Origin of the sequence: Micromonospora sp. WMMD967, from assembly GCF_029626165.1 — a bacterium.
Taxonomy (GTDB): domain Bacteria; phylum Actinomycetota; class Actinomycetes; order Mycobacteriales; family Micromonosporaceae; genus Micromonospora; species Micromonospora taraxaci.
The window spans coordinates 7,109,221-7,123,232 of sequence record NZ_JARUBK010000001.1; the positions used below are offsets into that span (position 1 = coordinate 7,109,221).

At 71.0% G+C, this 14,012-nt stretch carries 18 protein-coding genes and 1 tRNA gene; 12 read left to right on the top strand and 7 right to left on the bottom strand.

Annotated elements, in window-relative coordinates:
• Positions 1 to 40: 40 nt before the first annotated feature.
• Positions 41 to 790, bottom strand: a complete 750-nt coding sequence (locus tag O7631_RS32040; RefSeq protein ID WP_278147645.1) for a single-stranded DNA-binding protein — start codon at positions 788 to 790, stop codon at positions 41 to 43.
• A 303-nt stretch (positions 791 to 1,093) separates the two neighbouring features.
• On the opposite strand from O7631_RS32040, the gene O7631_RS32045 reads away from it, so the two are divergent.
• Both O7631_RS32045 and O7631_RS32050 read left to right on the top strand, forming a co-directional pair.
• Positions 1,094 to 1,534 carry an HPF/RaiA family ribosome-associated protein gene (locus O7631_RS32045; protein WP_278147646.1) on the top strand — a complete coding sequence of 147 codons (441 nt, stop codon included), beginning with the start codon at positions 1,094 to 1,096 and terminating at the stop codon, positions 1,532 to 1,534.
• 166 nt (positions 1,535 to 1,700) lie between these two features.
• Entirely contained in the window at positions 1,701 to 2,696 is a 996-nt protein-coding gene (locus tag O7631_RS32050) for an alpha/beta hydrolase (protein WP_278147647.1), read from the top strand.
• 29 nt (positions 2,697 to 2,725) lie between these two features.
• Here O7631_RS32050 and O7631_RS32055 read toward each other — a convergent pair whose 3' ends face one another.
• Positions 2,726 to 3,421 (bottom strand): hypothetical protein, encoded by a 696-nt coding sequence (locus O7631_RS32055; protein WP_278147648.1) that lies wholly within the window; start codon positions 3,419 to 3,421, stop codon positions 2,726 to 2,728.
• Between the two features lie 160 nt (positions 3,422 to 3,581).
• On the opposite strand from O7631_RS32055, the gene O7631_RS32060 reads away from it, so the two are divergent.
• Both O7631_RS32060 and O7631_RS32065 read left to right on the top strand, forming a co-directional pair.
• A tRNA-Arg gene (locus O7631_RS32060) sits at positions 3,582 to 3,654 on the top strand.
• Positions 3,655 to 3,732: 78 nt separating this feature from the next.
• On the top strand, positions 3,733 to 4,104 hold the full coding sequence (locus O7631_RS32065; RefSeq protein WP_278147649.1) for a hypothetical protein: 372 nt from the start codon (positions 3,733 to 3,735) through the stop codon (positions 4,102 to 4,104).
• 83 nt (positions 4,105 to 4,187) lie between these two features.
• Here O7631_RS32065 and O7631_RS32070 read toward each other — a convergent pair whose 3' ends face one another.
• A complete protein-coding gene (locus tag O7631_RS32070) occupies positions 4,188 to 4,598 on the bottom strand; it encodes a squamosa promoter-binding protein 15 (protein ID WP_278147650.1) in 411 nt (136 codons plus the stop codon).
• 161 nt (positions 4,599 to 4,759) lie between these two features.
• On the bottom strand, positions 4,760 to 5,089 hold the full coding sequence (locus tag O7631_RS32075; RefSeq protein WP_278147651.1) for a hypothetical protein: 330 nt from the start codon (positions 5,087 to 5,089) through the stop codon (positions 4,760 to 4,762).
• Between the two features lie 72 nt (positions 5,090 to 5,161).
• Here O7631_RS32075 and O7631_RS32080 point away from each other — a divergent pair, with 72 nt between their 5' ends.
• Positions 5,162 to 5,542 (top strand): VOC family protein, encoded by a 381-nt coding sequence (locus O7631_RS32080; RefSeq protein ID WP_278148087.1) that lies wholly within the window; start codon positions 5,162 to 5,164, stop codon positions 5,540 to 5,542.
• A gap of 56 nt (positions 5,543 to 5,598) precedes the next feature.
• On the opposite strand, the gene O7631_RS32085 is transcribed toward O7631_RS32080, so the two are convergent.
• A complete protein-coding gene (locus tag O7631_RS32085) occupies positions 5,599 to 5,832 on the bottom strand; it encodes a GntR family transcriptional regulator (RefSeq protein ID WP_278147652.1) in 234 nt (77 codons plus the stop codon).
• Positions 5,833 to 6,724: 892 nt separating this feature from the next.
• Here O7631_RS32085 and O7631_RS32090 point away from each other — a divergent pair.
• Complete coding sequence (locus O7631_RS32090) at positions 6,725 to 7,222, top strand: SigE family RNA polymerase sigma factor (protein WP_278147653.1); 498 nt, start codon at positions 6,725 to 6,727, stop codon at positions 7,220 to 7,222.
• The gene (locus O7631_RS32095; protein ID WP_278147654.1) at positions 7,222 to 8,271 is read left to right on the top strand and encodes a hypothetical protein; all 1,050 of its coding nucleotides are present in this window, start codon (positions 7,222 to 7,224) and stop codon (positions 8,269 to 8,271) included. Before O7631_RS32090 ends, O7631_RS32095 begins: the two co-directional genes overlap by 1 nt.
• Positions 8,272 to 8,279: 8 nt before the next feature.
• Here the strand turns inward: O7631_RS32095 and O7631_RS32100 are convergent, their stop codons facing one another.
• The gene (locus tag O7631_RS32100; protein ID WP_278147655.1) at positions 8,280 to 8,714 is read right to left on the bottom strand and encodes a VOC family protein; all 435 of its coding nucleotides are present in this window, start codon (positions 8,712 to 8,714) and stop codon (positions 8,280 to 8,282) included.
• A 30-nt stretch (positions 8,715 to 8,744) separates the two neighbouring features.
• A complete protein-coding gene (locus tag O7631_RS32105) occupies positions 8,745 to 9,749 on the bottom strand; it encodes a hypothetical protein (protein ID WP_278147656.1) in 1,005 nt (334 codons plus the stop codon).
• Positions 9,750 to 9,882: 133 nt separating this feature from the next.
• Here O7631_RS32105 and O7631_RS32110 point away from each other — a divergent pair, with 133 nt between their 5' ends.
• From O7631_RS32110 to O7631_RS32130, 5 genes are all read left to right on the top strand, one after another.
• Positions 9,883 to 10,323 (top strand): hypothetical protein, encoded by a 441-nt coding sequence (locus O7631_RS32110; protein WP_278147657.1) that lies wholly within the window; start codon positions 9,883 to 9,885, stop codon positions 10,321 to 10,323.
• 108 nt (positions 10,324 to 10,431) lie between these two features.
• Entirely contained in the window at positions 10,432 to 10,827 is a 396-nt protein-coding gene (locus O7631_RS32115; RefSeq protein WP_278147658.1) for a VOC family protein, read from the top strand.
• 119 nt (positions 10,828 to 10,946) lie between these two features.
• The gene (locus O7631_RS32120; protein WP_278147659.1) at positions 10,947 to 12,125 is read left to right on the top strand and encodes an ATP-binding protein; all 1,179 of its coding nucleotides are present in this window, start codon (positions 10,947 to 10,949) and stop codon (positions 12,123 to 12,125) included.
• A gap of 55 nt (positions 12,126 to 12,180) precedes the next feature.
• Positions 12,181 to 13,323, top strand: coding sequence for a hypothetical protein (locus O7631_RS32125; RefSeq protein ID WP_278148088.1), 1,143 nt, complete (start codon positions 12,181 to 12,183; stop codon positions 13,321 to 13,323).
• On the top strand, positions 13,296 to 14,009 hold the full coding sequence (locus tag O7631_RS32130) for a response regulator transcription factor (RefSeq protein ID WP_269682662.1): 714 nt from the start codon (positions 13,296 to 13,298) through the stop codon (positions 14,007 to 14,009). Before O7631_RS32125 ends, O7631_RS32130 begins: the two co-directional genes overlap by 28 nt.
• Positions 14,010 to 14,012: the final 3 nt, after the last annotated feature.

Genomic DNA, 14,012 nt, shown 5'->3' on the forward strand with positions numbered 1-14,012 from the left:
CGCCACCCCGCCCCCGTCGTGCCGCGCGCCCGCCAGCCGGTCAGGCCGGCTGCGGCACCCGACCCCGGCCACGCCGCCCCCGACCGGTCGGCGCCGGCTCCGGCTGGCCCTCGTCGGGTGCCGAGCCCAACTCGTCGTCCGCGTCGTCGTCGGTGTGGTCGTCGTCCTCTCCCGGGGGAGGGGCGAACTCGTCGTCGAGATCCGGCGTGATGCTGGCCTGCCCGATCTGGCCGCCGGTCACGGCGACATCGGCGTCGAGGAAGGGGCTGGTGCGCACCGCGACGTAGTCGGGCAGCTCGAACTCGTCGTCCAGCGCACGGTCGTCGGGCAGCACGGGTGCCTGCTCGGTGGGCACCGGCTCGGTCGGTTCGCCGTGCACCCGGCGCTCGGCCTCCGCGTCCTCCACGGTGCTGGTCGTGACGCTGGGCCGGTTGCGCAGGAACCGGGCCCGACCTCGCGACAGGTCATGGCCGACGGCGACCGCCTCCAACTCGTAGAGGGTGCGGTGGTTGCCGGCGTCGTCGGTCCAGTCGCGGGTGTAGAGCCGGCCGCAGACCACCACCGGATCGCCGACCATGACCGAGGCGGCCACCCCTTCGGCGAGTTTGCGCCAGCAGTTGACGCGGACACGCAGCGAATTGCCGTCCACCCACCGGCCGGTGTCGCGGTCGAGCCGCCGGGCGGTCGAGGCGACCTTGAAGTTGGCCACCAGCGTGTTGCTCTGGGTCGTGCGCCGCCATTCGGGAACGGTCAGCACATTACCGACGATAGTTACATAAGTGTCGAACATCGTCCCTCCAGGGGATCGGGGCCTGCCAGCGCGAGTCGACTCGACACCGAGCCTGTGTGCTCGGGACGGCCGCCGCCAGCTCGCATCCGCGACCTGTGGACGACGAACCCAGCTGTGGACAAAGCCCTGATCATGGCCGGATGTGGTACGGCCGACCCGCCCGAATGAAGGTCGGCGGTTTCCGGGGCTGCCCGACCTGGGTATGGATTTGATCAACGCACCACCGACAGCTCCACGTCGACGAGAGGTCAGCGCCATGATGATCACTACCATCGGCTCCGCGAACGCTTCCGAGGCGCGGCGATGAGCGCCGTGGCCAACCCCGCCACCGTGGCCGAGTGCCTGCGGGTCGGTGCCGGGTTCTCGCAGGGCGACCGCAACTGGATCGCCGAGCAGTTCGTCACCCTCGACGCCCGGCTGGCCAGCTTCCACGCTGACGCCACCGAGCTGGAGGTCTCGGTCAAGGACCGGGAGGCCCGTGGCCAGAAGGTCACCCTGGAGTGCTGGATCGCCGGCCGACAGAAGATCGTCACCACCTCCGCCGAGGAGGACCTGCACGCCGCGCTCAACGACGTCCGCGACGACCTGCGCCGCCGGCTCAACGACGCGAAGACCCGCCAGGAGCCCCGGCACAACAAGCACCTGCGCGACATTCCGCAGCCGCAGAGCGAGCTGAACCCGGCGGACGACGAGGAGCAGATTCCCGCCGCCGATCCGAGCCGCGCCGACGCGGAAACGGTCTGACCCGACCCCTCCGAGTCGATCATGGACTTGTGGTGAGCGTTAAATCCGCATTAAACCCGTTTGCGGCCCACCACAACTCCATGATCGACCGGAGAGGGAGCGACGGGCTCCGGGACGCCGGGCCGCGGGCTACCGCTGGGTAGGTTGGCGGCGTAGCGTCGCGCTCGTGGAACCGGACGTGTTGGGGCCGCCGTACGAGCGGCAGACGATCGACCTGGGCACCGACGACGAGGGCCCGGTCGTCGCGACAGTGGTCCGGCGGCGCGCCGAGCGCCCCACCGGGCGGGCGGTGCTCTACGTGCACGGGTTCGTCGACTACTTCTTCCAGACCCACCTGGCTGACTTCTTCGCCGAGCGCGGCTGGGATTTCTACGCGCTCGACCTGCGCAAATACGGCCGCAGCCTGCTCCCGGGCCAGACTCCGAACTTCTGCCGCGACATCAGCGACTACTTCCCCGAGCTGGATGCCGCCGCCGAGATCATCCGCAAGGACGACGGCCACGACACCCTGTTGGCGATGGGCCACTCCACCGGCGGCCTGATCCTCTCGCTCTGGGCGGACGCCCGCCGCGACTCCGGCACCGTCGATGGCCTGGTCCTCAACAGCCCCTTCTTCGACCTGAACGCACCCTGGGCGGTCCGTCGACCCCTCGCGGCCGCCGTCTCCCGGCTGGGCCGCAGGGCGCCGCACCGCATCCTGCCGTTCGGGCTCGGCACTGTGTACGGCGAGAGCATCCACTCCGACCACCGCGGCGAGTGGACCTATGACCTGGCGTGGAAGCCGCTCGCCGGGTTCCCGGTCCGGGCCGGCTGGCTGAACGCGATCCGCACCGGTCAACGCCGCCTCCGCGCCGGTCTGGACATTCAGGTGCCGGTCCTGCTGGCCTGCTCGACCCGCTCTTTCCGGGGCACCCGCTGGCACGACAACGCGACACTGGCCGACGCCGTGCTGGACGTCGAACACATGGTCCGGTACGCGCCCCGCCTCGGCCGCCACGTCACCCTCGCCCGCTTCGACGGCGGGCTGCACGACCTCACCCTCTCCGGCCCCGCCGTACGGAAGAAGGTCTTCGACGAGGTGGGCCGTTGGGCCGAGGCGTTCCTCGCCGCCGGCCCCACCGCCCCCGCCGACCAGAAGCGTGTGCCCAACCAGCGCGGCTGAGCAGAGTGGGCGGCGGTCCGGGACGCGGCTCAGACGTCGCCGGGTGTCACGGGGAGGACCGCGCGGATCCGGTCGAAGGTCGCCACCGGGTGACCGTCGACGCCGGGTAGCACCATCCCGAGGCAGTACAGCGAGATCTCCCCCGTCGCGTCGGGCTGGACGACGAAGACCGGCGCGCCGACGTACCCAGGTGGCAGTTCGGTCGTGATCCGCACGGCGTCGGCGTCGCGGACCACGCGCTCGATCGCGACCTCGAGCGGCCGGGAGCCGTCTTCGCGTACCCCCAGGGCCAGCACGAAAGCGGAACCGGCGTCGACGCCGAGGCGGGCGACGACCTCGGGCCCGGCGGCGATCCCCGCCGGCACCGGCTGGACGCGCCAGCGCCAGCCGCCGTCGCCGGCGTAGCGGTGCAGGCCGCCTGTCGGCAACACCGCGACCCCGTCACCCGGGAAACGGGCCCAACCGGGCACGATCTCGGCCTCGGACACCACCGCCGGGGCGACCCCCGCCGGCTCGGTGACGCTCGCCCGCAACCCCAGCTCACCACCCGACGCGCCGACCAGGTCGGCCGCCGTCAGCAGCGACTCCCCCAGCGGGTCGTCGCCGTCCCGGAAGAAGAATGCGGTGCCGAAGGCGTCGCCCGACCGGTACGGCAGGATGGCGCGGCCGACGACCTGGCACAGCTCGTAGGCGACGTCGCTCTCGGAGTCGGAATCCAGCAACACCAGGCAACGGTACGGTCCAAGGTCACGTCCGTTCCGGGTAACCCGGATGCCCGCCGCACGGCCGACGTGAGACCCTGCTCGGCAACGTGGACGCGGGCACCCTTTACGCCGCCGGGCAGCCGGACGGCGGTACCCTCTGGGCGCGACACCCACGCCGCACGCGCCCGTAGCTCAGCGGATAGAGCAGGGGACTTCTAATCCCAAGGCCGCAGGTTCGAATCCTGCCGGGCGCACCTTTTCAGCCGCAGTCCAGCGGCTTCTGCTCGCGGTCGAGGCGTTCAGCCCAGCCATTCCTCACCCGAAGAGGGCCCATGCCTGCACAGCAACCACCAGAGGCGGCAACCCAGGAAGCGGTGGCGATGTTGCTGCATCTCGCGTTCATGGAGATTCGTCTCCAGACATCGCCCTTGACCGACGACCAGTCGCCAGAGGCGCTGGCCAGGCGAGCTGGCCGGATCAATGAACTCGCCGACCTCTGCCACAATCTGCCCGGCTACCTCGCTCCCGAGCGGCGGCATCGGGCTGCGGAGGGGTTGCGGTACGTGTGGCGGGTCTCGCCAGGACGTAGACGCAACTGGCTCCGGAGTCGCTTGGACCAGCTCGGCTACGACTACGGCTGGCTGGAGGCCCTCGACATGAAGGAACCCGCCGTAGACCACGACGGGCCATCCGCGGGTCAGTAACCGTGGACGAATTCGGACCCATCGCCAGGCGCAGAGGTTTTCGGCATCACAGCCCGTAGGCGCGGCCTTCCGAACTACGGGGACTACGACCCGGCGGTGGGCCAGAACTCGTCGTCCTCCTCGTCCGGCGACGACGGGGCGTACTGCCGCGGAGCACCGTCGCGGATCATCCAGAGGCGGAAGAAGAAATCCTCCTGGTCCACCAGGAAGAGCTGCACCGCATTGGGATTGCGCCAGGCTACAGACCCAAAGTGTTCCACGACAGCGGCGAGGTCGGCGTGGTTGAGCGCCCCAGCGAACACCTCACATTCGGGGTTCTTACGTCCGCCCCACTGGTTGTCCGCAGCGGTGATCAGGCGCAGGTGGCCGCAGCCGCCCGGGCTCATACCTGGCTCGCGACGGGGGCACTCGTTGTCGAGCCATCCGCTGAACGCCTCCGCGTTGGGGCCGTCCTCCGGACCAACCGACAGCATCACGTTGGCGACCCAACTCACCCTGTCCCCCGCTCCACTTGCACAGCCAATGCGCTCGAACAACGCGGGACGATAACGGACGTGCCGAGCAGCACTGATCCCACTCGACCAGCCGGCACGAATCTCCTTCCCATCCCGAGGCCGCAGGTCCATCGCCGCGCCCCACGTTGATGCGAATCCGGCTACGGGATCTGGTCCTCATCACCGAGATCCAGAATGAACGGCGATCCCGGACGATCCGGCTGCCAACCACAGTGGAGCGCTTGTCGTATGGCGCTGGCGACCGCGGAGGGCAGCGCCGGCCGTGCCGGAGCGTTCATCCAGTTGCCGGGATGAGGGGACGCCAGCCGGACGTTGAGGGTGGCACAGCCAGGCGGGTCCGCCCGTTCAACGGCGAAACTCAGCGGCGACCACGTCAAACCCTGGCCGTACGTCGGCTTCGGGCGCACGAACCAGCGGTAACCGATCTTGTCGACGACGATCGGCCTACTGCCCCGCTTCTTGAGCGCCACCCGTTGTCCTCCTGCTCGGTGCCAGCGCGAGCAGGCAGGTGGCCGCTCCGCTGATAGCGTCAAACAGTGTCGATGTTCCGCTCTCCTCAGGTGATCCTCTTCAGCGAGGACGTCTCGCGCGCGGCCGGGTTCTACGCGGGCCTCGGCTTCACCGAGACCTTCCGGGTTCCCACCGAGGGCGAGCCCATTTACATCGATCTCGTGCTTGACGGCTACAAGATCGGCATCGCCTCGGTGGCCTCCACCCGCGACGACCACGGGCTCGACCCCGTACCCCAGGGTCAACGGGCTGCGGTGATCCTCTGGACCGACGACACCGCCGCCGCGTACGCCGAACTCACGGCGAACGGTGCCCCCGCCCTGGTCGCACCGCATCGGTGGCTCGATCGCCTGCTGATCGCCTGGGTGGCCGACCCGGACGGCAACCCGATCCAGATCGTCCAGCGGCTCTGACGACGCCACCCGACAGCCAAGCGGGCCTCACCCGGAACACCCCACGTCAGCCGAGGTCAGCTCTGTTCGGCAACGAAGGTGCCCTTCGCGTGGACGGTGACTACCAGGCCTCTGTCACGTAGTTCGCGCATGGCCATCCGTACCGTGCCCCGCGCCACGCCGTAGGTCTGCTGTAGATGCAGCTCGCTCGGCAACGGCTGCCCGGGGCGCAGCTTGCCTTCCTCTATCTGCTTCGCGAGCAGGTCCGCCAACTGCCGGTAGATCGGCACATTGGACAGCGGGCTCGTCATGGCCGGAGCGTAGACACGCACATGATCTGTACGTGATCAGGGTTGTACAGGCTCTAGACGTCTACTCACTAGACGTCTATGGACTGTACGTTTGTCATGGCCAGAGCAAAGCGGCCCCCGACCAGCGATTGCGCCGCTAGCCGAGGGCCTGATCGCCTAGCTAGGAGGCGACCCGTGCGAACCCTACCCACCCCGCCCGCCTGCGGAGAGCCTGCGACGGTACGGATCGAGCTGTACACGGCAGACTCCCTCGACGCCTGCGCGTACACCTGCCCTGCTCACACCGTCTACGTGACGGCGTGGCGACCAGGGCCGGGATGTACGCCCACCCGGTCGGCATGGCCCCCGACGTCGAGCGGCCCTGCGGCTACGTACACGTGTTCCCGACTGGCACCCTTGCCACCGGATCCGCCGACCTGAGCCACCCTCGCTGGTGCGATCGGGGTGGCTGCAACCGTAGGGGACGGCACCGCTCGCCAACGCTGATCCTGGACACCAATCGACCGGAGACCTCCATCGTTGACGTGGCCTTGGAGCAACCGCTGCACCCCGCAACCTCGCCGATGGTGAGCTTGACGAGCGTGGAGGGTGATGCCGCAGCCGGGCTCCTGCTCTCCCTCGGGCAAGCCCGAGTGTTGAGGTACCGCCTGGTCAACCTGTTCGGCAGGGTCATGACCACCGGCCCCGACGAGCGCCCGACGTAGGACTTCAACAGGAGTGCAGCGCGGTCCCCGCGACGGCGCCGCCCCATTCGTGGGGCAGCTCTACAGGTGCCACGTGGACCGGTTACACCCGGCCTGCCGCAGAACCTGCTACCCCTGAATGCAGCGGCCGGGGCAGGAACCGCCCGGCCGCTGTCTACGGGCCGGCCGACCGACGGCGTTAATAGGGCGTGACGTTCGAGGAGTACGCGTTCGCTCGCACTTCGGCGCTGGTGCGGCTCGCCCGGCTGCTGACCGATGACGAGCATCGAGCCGAGGACCTGGTTCAGGAGGTCCTCGCCAAGGCGTACGCCCGTTGGGGGCGGATCTCCCGGACGGACCGACCCGACGCTTACGTCCGTCGGATGCTCGTCAACGCCCACCACTCGTGGTGGCGGCGGCGGAGCAGTCGGGAGGTCTCGGTCGCGGCGGTGACCGACCGGGCGGGCGCTGCGGACGAGGCTGCTGTGGTGGCCGAGCGCGACGCGTTGTGGCGGCTCGTCCGTGAGCTGCCGAGGAGCCAGCGCACGGTGATCGTTCTGCGCTACTACGAGGATCTCGACGACACGTCGATCGCCGAGATCCTCGCCTGTTCGGCCGGCACCGTTCGTACGCACGCGAAGCGCGCCCTGGCGACGCTGCGCAAGCGGCAGGAAGCACTGACCCCCGCACGGACAGGAGAGTTCTGATGTTCAGCGATCTCGATCAGCGGCTCACCGCGACTCTCCAGCACCGCGCAGGCGGCGACGTCGACCCCACTCCGATCGTGGAGCAGGCCCGTCATCGCGGTCGCCGGCTCAGGCTGCGTCGCCGTGGGTTGATCGCCGGGGGCGTGGCGGCGGTATGCGTCGCCGTCACGTCGGTCGTCCTGGCGTTCCCGACCGGCCGGAGCGCCGACGACCCGATCTTGCCGGCGGCGGCGCTCATGCTGCCGGAGGCGTCGGGGCAGAGCGGTGCCATCGCACGCCCCGAGGCGGTCGGCGCCGATCCGGCAACTGTGCACTTCTCGACCGAGGCCCTGGTCGACGGCGCCGAGTGGGCGACGTGGAGCGCCGGGCGCGGCACCGAGAGCGTCGAGTTCCGGGGCCCGAAGGGGCAGGCCCGTTTCGCGTTGGCGCGCAGCACGACGGCGTTGGACGGGTTGCAGCAGACGCTGTCCTCGGCCGGGCGACCGCAGCCACGCACCGAGGCACGGGTCGGCGAGCGCTCGGGGGTCGCCTGGTTCGACCCGTCCGGTGACCGCAAACTGTGGTTCGTGCGGTGGCAGCCCGCCGACGGGCTCTGGGCCCAGCTGGACATCTACGCGACCAGCCAGGACGAGGCGACCGGCACTGCGGCCAGGGTCCGGTTCGACAGTGCTCACCGCTGCGTCGTGCCGTTCCGTCTGGAGTCGGTGCCGCCCGGTGGGCGGTTACTCGGATGCTCGGTCACGCTCGGCCGCAAGCGGGACAGTCGCTTCGTCGAAGCCTCGCTCGTGGTCGGCGACGACACCGGTCGCTGGTTGACAGTGCGGGCGCAGCCCGCGCCGGCCAGCAACGGCGCCAGATCCGGTGACCTCGTCGCGGGCCCCTACCGGGCCCGACGGCAGGGTAGCGACGTGCTGGAGATGACCGTCAGACCCTGCGTCGTGGAGGCATTCCTCAAGGGTTGGGGCAGCGGCTACACCGAGGCGGACGGCTTGACGATCCTCGGCGGTTACCAACCGACCCGCGACTTCGACCGCCCGGACACCTGGTGACACCGCAATCAGGCTGATGCTGCCGCCACGCAGAACTCGTTGCCCTCCGGGTCGGCCATCACCACGTGGTGCAGGTCGTCCTCCCGGAGCACTGTCCCACCGGCCCGCACCAGGCGATCGGCCTCGGCCCGGATCCGGGCCCACCGCTCGTCGGGGCTGCCGTGCCCGGGCACCCGGATGTCGATGTGCAGCCGGTTCTTCGCGGTCTTGGGCTCCGGGACGTTGAGGATGGAGAGGTACGGGCCGACACCGTCCGGGTCGCACAGCCACGCGCCGTCCTCGGGTACGTCGTCCTCGGGTAGATCGAACTGCGCCAGCCACTCCTCGCGCGTGGCGAAGGGCGGTGGTGGTGGCTCGTCGATGTAGCCCAGGGCGGTCTTCCAGAACGCGGCAAGCACCCGGGCGTCGGTGGAGTCGAGGGTCAGGGAGATTCGAGCAGCCATGAACGGGACGCTAGCGCGACCCTCCGACTCTCAGACCGGCCCCAGCAGCTTGGCCAGCGCCTCGTCGCCCTGACCGAGTTGCCCCCCACCGGTCGGGGACGTGACCAGGAACCGAAGGCACCCGTCGAGTTCCACGTACCGCTCCGGTCCGGCGGTGGTTTCGTCGAGCGGGCGCAGCACCGCGAACCGGGTCGCCGGGGTGGCGCAGTCGGCCACCGCTCGACGGTTGGACAGGCCCCGGAGCACGCCCGCCTGACGCTCGGCAGGTAGCGGCCCGCCGTACACGAAATCTCCCGCCGGCTTGCCGCCGCCCTGTTCCGACGCGGGCACCTCGTAGACGCAGAGGCGCAGCGGCCCGGCGGCCGGCGGCACGGCCGACGCGGGCGGCTTGGGACCTCCGTTGCGGGTCTCGACCCACACCATGTCCGACCACCGCTGCGCGCATCCGGCGGCGTCGGCCGCCGGGGATTCGACCTGGCCGACGGTACGGGTGGCCACCGTCTTCCACTGGAGCCCGGCCAGTGCGGCGGTCACCTCGCTACGCGGTTTGCGGCAGGAGTCCGTCGGCAGGTACGGCCGCAGCCAGCGGCCCTGCTCGTCGACGAGGGCCAACCAGGGCGGGATGACCATGTCGAGGGTGCAGGCGTGCTCCCCGTCGGCCTGCTGGTTGGGCAGCCGTAGCGCGGCGAGCAGCGCGGCGATGTCCTCGGCGCGCCGCTCGGTGGCGGTCTGTTCCTGCCCCCCGTTGGTACGCGGCCGGATCTCCCGCCCGCAGAGCACCGCGGCGACCGGTGTGAACGCCGGGTCGATGCGCCCGATTCTCGGCTCGGGCACGGCTGGCGTGGACGTCTCCGTGTTCGGCACGCTGATCACCTCGCCCGCCCGCGGTGCCGCCTTGGCGCAGGAGGTCCACCCGTCGACGATCTCGGCCGGGCCGAGCTCCATCTCCACCCTCGGCGCTCTTGTCGTGTCGACGCAGCCCGCCAGCGCCACGCCGAGCAGCGCGACCGCCAGTGCCGTCCGGGACGAGCGCATCCGGCTCACCACCTCTCCACCCGAGGATCGGACGGCCGACGGGCACGCTCGGTTCCGCCGACAACCAACGGAACCGACGGCAACCTTCGGGCGTCACAGCGGAATGGACCGACTGCGTGCCGCGACCCTTACCGTGACGGCGCTCCTCGCCACGGCGGGGTGCACCGATGCAGACGTTCCCCCGCCGCCGCCGAGCCCTGCCGCGTCGCTGAGCCCGGACGCCTCGGCCGTGGGCCTCGTGGAGACGGACCAGGCGAACCTGCACCTCTGGGTGAGCAACCAGTCGTTCACGGACGACCCGGTCGCCCTCACCGTCAGCATCGACGGCACGAAGATCCTCGATCGATTCTTCGCGGTCGAGCACCAGCACAACTGGGTCCTGTTCCCGGTGCGGGTCGCTCCAGGTCACCATGTGGTGCGCGTCGTCGCGGGCACGGGGGTCGAGAAGCAGGCGAGCTTCGCGATGCCCGAGACCGGGCGTCAGTACGCGGCGGTCGACTACGGCAACGCCATGGACGAGCGTCAGCGGCACGTCAACTGGCTCCTTCAGTCCACTCCGATTGGGTTCGCCTGACGAGCGGCGGGGTGACGCGGGCGAGCGCGGGCGACCGGCGGCGTGACGCGGGCGACCGGCGGGCATGCCGCCGATCGGGCCCGCGACGCCCGCCGTCATGATGGCCGAATGGCACATCTGGGACTTGTCGCGCTGCTGGTCACCGAGTACGACGAGGCGATCGACTTCTACGTCGGCGGCCTCGGTTTCGAGTTGGTGGAGGACACCGCCCGGCCGGACGGTTCGCGGTGGGTGGTGGTTCGGCCGGCGGGTGCCCGGGAGACGGCGTTGCTGCTGGCCCGGGCGAGCACCGCCGAGCAGCAGGCTCGGGTCGGCGACCAGACCGGCGGCCGGGTCGGGCTGTTCCTGTACACCGAGGACTTCGCCCGGGACCACGCCCGGATGGTGGCCGCCGGGGTGCGTTTCGTGGAGGAGCCGCGCCACGAGGCGTACGGATCCGTAGCGGTGTTCGTCGATCTATACGGAAACCGCTGGGACCTGCTCCAACCCCGCAGCGCAGAGTGACACATTAGCGACACTATGCACTCAAGTTGTCGGCGCTCGCAGTAAAGCATGCTATTGTCCGATGTCGATCTCCGCCCGCGCGGACCCGGACCGGGTCGTTGTCGGAAGGACACTTCCCGATGCCGGGCACTGCCACTTCTTCCGTGCCGCCGACCACGCTGGACAACCCGGCCGGCGGGGCGCTCGGCCTCATCTTCACCACGTTGCCGGCGATCCTGCGGCTGACCTGCGGGCTGGTCGGCGCGGCTGTGGCCCTCTCGGTGCAGACCCCGCCGGTCGAGCCGGCCGTGCTGCTGCCCGGTGTGGCAGCGCTCACCGCCTGGTCGATCTGGTACGCGCACCGCGCGCTACGCCACGGCATCGGCCCGAACCTGGTCACCGGTGACGTCGCCGTCACCGCGGTGACCTGCCTCTTCATCCCCGTCCTGGTCGCACCTGGCGTCCTGCCCGGCGAGGGCAGTTGGATCGCCGTGCTGGCCAGCACCACGGTGATCAACACACAGGCCACCGCCCCGGCGCGCTGGTCCATCCCGGCCGGGCTGCTCGTCGTCGCCACGTACGTCACGGGCGCGCAGGCGGCCGGCAATCCGACCGAAGCCCGGGCGCACGCCGCCACCCTGCTGATGCAGACCCTCTGCACCGCCATGATGGCGGGGGTGATGCGCCGACGGATCGGTCGTGCGGACCGCGCCTTCGTGGAGCACCAACTGTTGACCCGGGAGTCGCTGGTCGCGCGGGCCGCCCGCGACGCCGAACGCCAGCAGAACCGCGACCTGCACGACACAGTGCTCGGAACGTTGACCATGGTGGGGCTGGGCGCGGTGTCCGGCCCCTCGGCCGCGTTCCGCGAACGGTGTGCCGCCGACCTGCGTACCCTCGTCGCGCTCACCGACGTCAGCCCGGTGGCCGGCGACGGCCCGGTGCCCCTCGACGGCCGGTTGCGGGCGGTGGTCGACCGCCTGCCCGAGCTTCCGGTGCACCTGGCCCTGGAGTCGTACGCGGTCCCGGCGGGGGTTGCCGACGCGATCAGCGAGAGCGCCTACGCCGCGCTGTCCAACGTGGTCCGTCACGCACCGGGCGCCCAGGTCACGGTGGGGATGAGCCGGGACGCGGTGGGCGTCGTGGTCGAGGTCGCCGACGACGGTCCCGGCTTCGACCCGGCCACCGTCCCACCTCACCGGTACGGGTTGCGCGAGTCGATCCGCGGCCGGATGGTGGCGATCGGCGGGCGGGCCGACGTGCACTCGGCACCCGGCGCGGGCACCCGGATCCGACTGGAGTGGCCCGGTGTCGGCTGACCTCGGCGCACCGACGCAGATCACCGGCGAACCGGAGGCACCGGACCGAACCAGCGTGCCGGCACCCCGGGAGCCGGTCGCCGCCGAAGGGCCGGCCGCGCCGTCGGCCGTCGCGCGCGCATCCGACCGGGGTGCCCGTATCGCCGCCGTCGCCATCGCGCTGGTGTGGCACGTCGCCATCGGGCTGCCGGCGGTGGTGGCCGCCCGCTCGGAGTTCGCCGCGCCGGCCGTGGTGGTCGGCGCGTGGGTGCTGGTCGCGGTCGTCGGCGCGGTGGCCGGGGTACGCCTGTTGCGTGGCTCGCCGCTGCCGTCGTGGCCGTTGGCCGGCTTCTTCCTCGTCGTCGACGCGGCTGTCTTCGCCGCCGCCGGCGAGGGGCAGTTGTTCACCGCCGCCAACTGGGTCTGGGGCACGCTCGGTTGGTTCTTCGTGCTGGCCGTGTGGGGACGGCGGGTCGCCGGGCTGATCGCGTTGCTGAGCGCGCATGCGGTGATCGCGTTGGTCGCCGTACTCGGGCACGGGGCCGACCCGACCGACATCGCCCGCTACGTGATGTACGTCTACGGCACGTTCTCCCTGCCGGTCGCGGTGTTCGTGGGCAGCACCGCGATCGTCGCCCTGGCTCGGGAACGGGCCGCCGTCTCGGCTGCCGGCCATGCGCTGGCGGCCGAGCGCGACGCCGCGGAACGTGGCCGCCGGGACCGCCGGGACCGGCTCGCGCTGGTCAGCTCGGCAGCCGGGCGGGTGCTCGGGGAGTTGGCCGCCGGTAAGGCCGATCCGAACGACCCGGAGGTGCAACGCCGCAGCGTGTTGGCTGCCGCCCGGCTACGCCGTCTGATCGCCGAGTCGGACGACGTGCCCGACCCGCTGCTGCACGAGTTGCGGGCCGCCGCCGACCTGGCCGAACGCAACGGCCTACCGATCGACCTGGTCACCATCGGCAACCCTCCGCCGCTGCCGGTGGAGATCCGACGTCGGCTGGCCGACCCGCTCACCGCCACCCTCGCCGACGCCCACGGCTGGGCCCGGCTGACAGTGGTCTCCGGGCCGAACGAGGTGGTGGTCAGCCTGGTCACCCCGGACCGGGAGGGGCCGGAGGCGACCGGGCCACCGCTCGCGGAACACGACGGCGGGCCGGTGGAGCACCTCTACGAACGGGACGGGGACATCAGATGGGCGCAGACCCGGTGGCGGCGATGACCGGCGAACGGCCGATCGGGGTGGCTATCGTCGACGACCACCCGGTCGTGGTCGAGGGGGTCCGGGCCTGGCTCGCCACCGAACCACGGCTGACCGTGCTGGCCACCGGCGACGACCCGGACGCGGTGCTGCGGGCCGCGCCGGACGCCGACGTCGTCCTGCTCGACCTGCGACTGCACGGGCGGATGGCGCTGGACAAGTTGGCCGAGCTGAGCGCCGCCGGGCGGCGGGTGGTGGTCTACTCCGAGCACACCGACCCGCAGACCATGCTCGCCGCGCTGGACGCCGGGGCGGCGGCGTTCCTGGCCAAGCACGAGGGACGGGAGCACTGCGTGGCGACAGTGCTGGCCGCGGCGAGCGACCGGCCGTACGTGCCACCGGCGTTGGCCGGGGCGATGGTCGGCGACCCACGGCCGGATCGGCCCATGCTGTCCGACAAGGAACGGGAGGCGCTGCTGCTCTGGTTCCAGTCGATGTCCAAGGCGTCGGTGGCCCGCCGGATGCAGATCAGCGAGCACACGGTGAAACAGTACGTCGACCGTGCGCGGATCAAGTACACCCGGGCGGGGCGACCGGCCGCCACAAAGGCGGCACTACTCGCCCGCGCGATCGAGGACGGCCTCGTCCGCCCGGAGGAGATCGGCATCTACCGGTCACAGGCGACGCACGACCGGCCGACCCCCTAACAG